This window comes from Luteibacter sp. (genome assembly GCF_051958795.1).
Classification (GTDB): domain Bacteria; phylum Pseudomonadota; class Gammaproteobacteria; order Xanthomonadales; family Rhodanobacteraceae; genus Luteibacter.
The window spans coordinates 1-4,124 of the sequence record NZ_JBQCFT010000437.1; the positions used below are offsets into that span (position 1 = coordinate 1).

Consider the following 4,124-nt stretch of genomic DNA (forward strand, 5'->3'; position numbering starts at 1 on the left):
GGCGCTATCGCGCCGCGCGGAAAGCCTGGACCCGCCCTGGCCGACCCTGGTGATCGGCTGCGGCCGCGCCGCCGCCTGGGCGACCCGCCAGGTGCGCGCGTGGTCGGGTGGCCGCACCCTCGCCGTGCAGGTGCTCGACCCGCGCATCGCGCCGCGGCACTGGGACCTCGTCGTCGCCCCGAAACACGACGGGCTGCACGGCGCGAACGTGCTGACCCCCGTGGGCTCGCTGAATCCGGTGGATGACACGTGGCTGGCCGACGCGCGCGAGGCCTTCGCCGCCTTCGGTGACCTGCCATGCCCGCGGATCGGCCTCCTGCTCGGTGGGCCGCGGCATGGGGGTGCGCCGGATACCACCGGACTCGCTTCGCTACTGGAAGCCGTGAAGCAGCGCGTGGCGCGTGAGGGCGGCTCGGTGATGGCCGTCGCCTCGCGGCGCACGCCGGGCGCGCTGCTGCCGATGGTCCGTGCCGCGTTCCACGATGTCCCCGGTTTCCTGTGGGCGCCTGGCGATGGCGATCCGAACCCCTACCCCGGCGTGCTCGGCTGGGCCGACCGGCTGGTGGTCACGCCGGACTCGGTGAACATGCTTTCCGAAGCCTGTGCCACGGGCCGGCCGGTGCACACGCTGGTAAGCGCGCCGCTACCCGCGAGGCTCGAACGCTTCCACGCGGAACTGCGCGCCACCCGCCGCCTCCACGACATCGAGGCCAGCACGCCGCCTACCCAACCCATCCTCCGCGAAACCGAACGGATCGCCGCGGAAGTCCGCCGGCACCTGGGCCTGGCGACGTAACGCACGATCGACTATCTCGTAGGAGCCCACCCTGTGGGCGACATCTTCCGCGCCGAGCCGACAGGTCGTGTTGCGTTTTTGCGAACGGCGTCGCCCACAGGGTGGGCTCCTACGGTGTCAATCGTCAGGCATCGACGTAGCGCGCGGCGTCGCCTACCCAACGCGCGATCAGCTGTTCGCAGCGCGCCGCGTGGTCGCGCATCATCGCTTCCGCGACGCGCTGCACATCCGGCATGAGGTGCGCATCGCGAGTGAGGTCGGCGATGCGGAACTGCAGTTGCCCGGTCTGCCGCGTGCCCAGCACTTCGCCGGGGCCGCGTAGCTCGAGGTCTTTCTCCGCGATGCGGAAACCATCGTTGGTCTCGCGCATGACCTGCAGGCGCTCCTTCGCCAGGCGCGATAGCGGCGTCTGGTACAACAGCACGCAGGTGGAGGCGATGGAACCGCGGCCGACGCGCCCACGCAGCTGGTGCAGCTGGGCCAGGCCAAGCCGCTCGCTGTTCTCGATCACCATGAGGCTGGCGTTCGGCACATCCACGCCGACCTCGATGACGGTGGTGGCGACCAGCACCGCAATCTCGCCGGCCTTGAACGCATCCATCACCGCCTGCTTTTCCTTCGGCTTCATGCGGCCGTGGATCAGCCCGATGTTGAGGTCGGGCAGGCCCGCCACGAGTTCGGCGTGCGCTACCTCGGCGGCCTGCGCGTTCATCTGCTCGTTTTCTTCGATCAGCGTGCAGACCCAGTAGACCTGCCGGCCTTCCATGCACGCGCCGTGGATGCGTTCCATGACGTCGTAGCGGCGTTCGTTGGAAATGGCGACGGTCTGCACCGGCGTGCGCCCGGGCGGGAGTTCATCGATCGACGACACATCGAGATCCGCATACGCGCTCATCGCGAGGGTACGCGGGATCGGCGTGGCCGTGAGCACGAGCTGGTGCGGGATGAGTTCGCCGCTGGCGCCCTTGTCACGCAGCGCCAGGCGCTGGTGCACCCCGAAACGGTGCTGCTCGTCGACGATGACTAGGCCAAGCTTGTGGAACACCACGCCTTCCTGCATCAGCGCGTGCGTGCCCACGACGACGTGCGCCGTGCCTTCCGCGGCATGGGCGAGCGTCGCCTTGCGCGCCCTGCCCTGCACCTTGCCGGCAAGCCATTCGACATGCAGGCCCAGCGGCTCCAGCCACGCACGGAAGTTGCGCAGGTGCTGCTCCGCAAGCAGTTCGGTCGGTGCGACGAGCGCCACCTGGTAACCCGCTTCCACCGCGGTGAGCGCGGCCAGCGCAGCGACCACGGTCTTGCCGCTGCCGACATCACCTTGCACGAGGCGCAACATCGGATGCGCACGGGCGAGGTCGCGGCCGACTTCACCAGCGACGCGCGCCTGCGCTTTCGTCAGCGCGAACGGCAGCGCATCGAGCATGCGCTCACGCAAGCTGCCGGCGCTCTTCAACGCCGGCGCCTTGCGCTTCTTCACCGCCGCGCGCATGCGGCGCAGCGTGAGGTGCTGGGTGAGCAGTTCTTCGAACGCGAGGCGCTTCTGCGCGGGGTGTCCGCCCTCTTCCAGCTGGCGCAGGTCGACATCCGGTGGCGGCCGGTGCACGTACAGCAGCGCATCGCGCAACGAGGTGAGGCCGAGCGGGCGGCCCACCTCGGCGGGAATCAGTTCAAGCCGGTCATCGCCCGGCAGGTGGAACAGCGCCTTCGCGATGACGCTAGCGAGCCTTCGCGGGCCAAGGCCTTCCGTCGTCGGGTAGACCGGCGTGAGGCGCTCATCGACGACGACCGCCTCGTCGCTTTCGATCCGCTGGTATTGCGGATGCACCATCTCCAGGCCTTGCGGGCCCTGGCGCACCTCGCCGAAGCAGAGCAGGCGCGTGCCCTTCTGCAACTGGTCCATCTGCGATTTGCGGAAGTGGAAGAAGCGCAGCAGCAGCGCGCGGCCGGAATCGTCGCTGATGATCACCTTCAGCTGCATGCGGCCGCGGAAACTGCGCTCGACGAAATCGACGCTGCCCTCCACCTGCACGTGCATGCCAGGGCGGAGGTCGCCGATGGACACCACGGTGGTGCGGTCCTCGTAACGCAGCGGCAGGTGGAACCACAGGTCCTGCACCTCGCGCAGGCCGAGCTTGCCGAGCGTCTCGGCAAGCGCCGGCCCCACGCCACCGAGCGTCGTCAGGGGCGCGCGGCCCGGATCCGCCGCGGTGGGCGCGGCGGGTGGCGTGCTGGTGCTGCGGGCCACGGGAATGGCGGTGCCCTTGCGGTTACGGCAGGACGAGGATCGCGTCGACCTCGACGTGGGCGCCCTTCGGCAGGCCCGAGACCTCGATGGTGGAACGCGCGGGGTACGGCTGCTGGAAGTACTCGGCCATCACCGCATTCACCGCGGCGAAATTGCCGAGGTCGGTCACGTAGATGCCGACGCGGACGATATCCGCCAGCTTGCCGCCCGCGGCTTCGGCCACGGCGACCAGGTTGTCGAACACGCGGCGGGTCTGCGCGGTGATATCGCCTTCCACGAGGTTGCCGGTGGCCGGATCGAGCGGGATCTGCCCGGAGAAGTACACGGTGTTACCGGCGCGCACGGCCTGCGAATACGGGCCAATGGCGGCCGGCGCCTTGTCGGTGGCGATGATGCTGCGGGTCATGGGCGATCCTCGTGAGGTAATCACAAGAGTCTAGTAGGAGCCCACCCTGTGGGCGACCTCTTTCGCCTCGCCGCTGCAGGGCCTGCGGCGCTGTCGCGAAAGGCGTCGCCCACAGGGTGGGCTCCTACGGGGAAGGCCTTGGGGATTAGAGCGGGTGGCGGTACACGCCGCTGACGACGCCGGTGCGGCGGACGCGGCGCATGACGTCGGCGAGGTGCTTGTGGCCCTTCACCTCGATCGCGAACAGCAGCGTGGCGGCCGTGCTGTCGCGCTCGATGTATTCCACGTTCTCAATGTTCGACCCGGCGTCAGCGATGGCGGCGGCCACCGTGGCGAGGACGCCCGGGCGGTTGAGCACTTCGATACGCAGCTCGGCGCGGTAATCGCCGGTGACATCGCGATCCCATTCGATCGCCACGATGCGTTCCGGCGTCTTGCGGAACTCGGCCACGTTCGGGCATTCCACCCGGTGCACGACGATACCCTTGCCGGAAGAGAGGAAGCCGACGATCTCGTCGCCCGGCAACGGATGGCAGCAGTTGCCGAAGCTGAGCACGCCACGCTCGGCACCGCTGATGCGGATCTTCTCGACGGCGTGCTCGGCGGCCGCCTGCGGCTGCGATTCGCGCGGGCCCATGGCGTGGACCAGCTGGCTGGCCACCTGGTCGGCGAAGCGA

General features: G+C 69.2%; 4 protein-coding genes. 1 reads left to right on the forward strand and 3 read right to left on the reverse strand.

The genetic code is table 11. The features are described 5' to 3' along the window. Positions 1-796 (forward strand): mitochondrial fission ELM1 family protein (locus ACTHLF_RS21560; protein WP_440330337.1); only part of this gene is annotated, 796 nt, incomplete at its 5' end. Between the two features lie 124 nt (positions 797-920). Here ACTHLF_RS21560 and recG read toward each other — a convergent pair. The 3 genes from recG to ACTHLF_RS21575 all read right to left on the reverse strand — a co-directional run. Next, positions 921-3,041 carry an ATP-dependent DNA helicase RecG gene (gene recG / locus ACTHLF_RS21565; protein WP_440330338.1) on the reverse strand — a complete coding sequence of 707 codons (2,121 nt, stop codon included), beginning with the start codon at positions 3,039-3,041 and terminating at the stop codon, positions 921-923. A 22-nt stretch (positions 3,042-3,063) separates the two neighbouring features. Next, positions 3,064-3,447 carry a RidA family protein gene (locus ACTHLF_RS21570; RefSeq protein ID WP_440330340.1) on the reverse strand — a complete coding sequence of 128 codons (384 nt, stop codon included), beginning with the start codon at positions 3,445-3,447 and terminating at the stop codon, positions 3,064-3,066. Between the two features lie 145 nt (positions 3,448-3,592). Next, the coding region (locus ACTHLF_RS21575) for an ACT domain-containing protein (RefSeq protein WP_440330342.1) at positions 3,593-4,124 on the reverse strand (532 nt) is incomplete at its 5' end.

Bases quoted from the DNA above. Each gene is read 5' to 3' on its own strand.
- ACTHLF_RS21570 (WP_440330340.1), bottom strand. From the start codon at position 3,447: ATGACCCGCAGCATCATCGCCACCGACAAGGCGCCGGCCGCCATTGGC.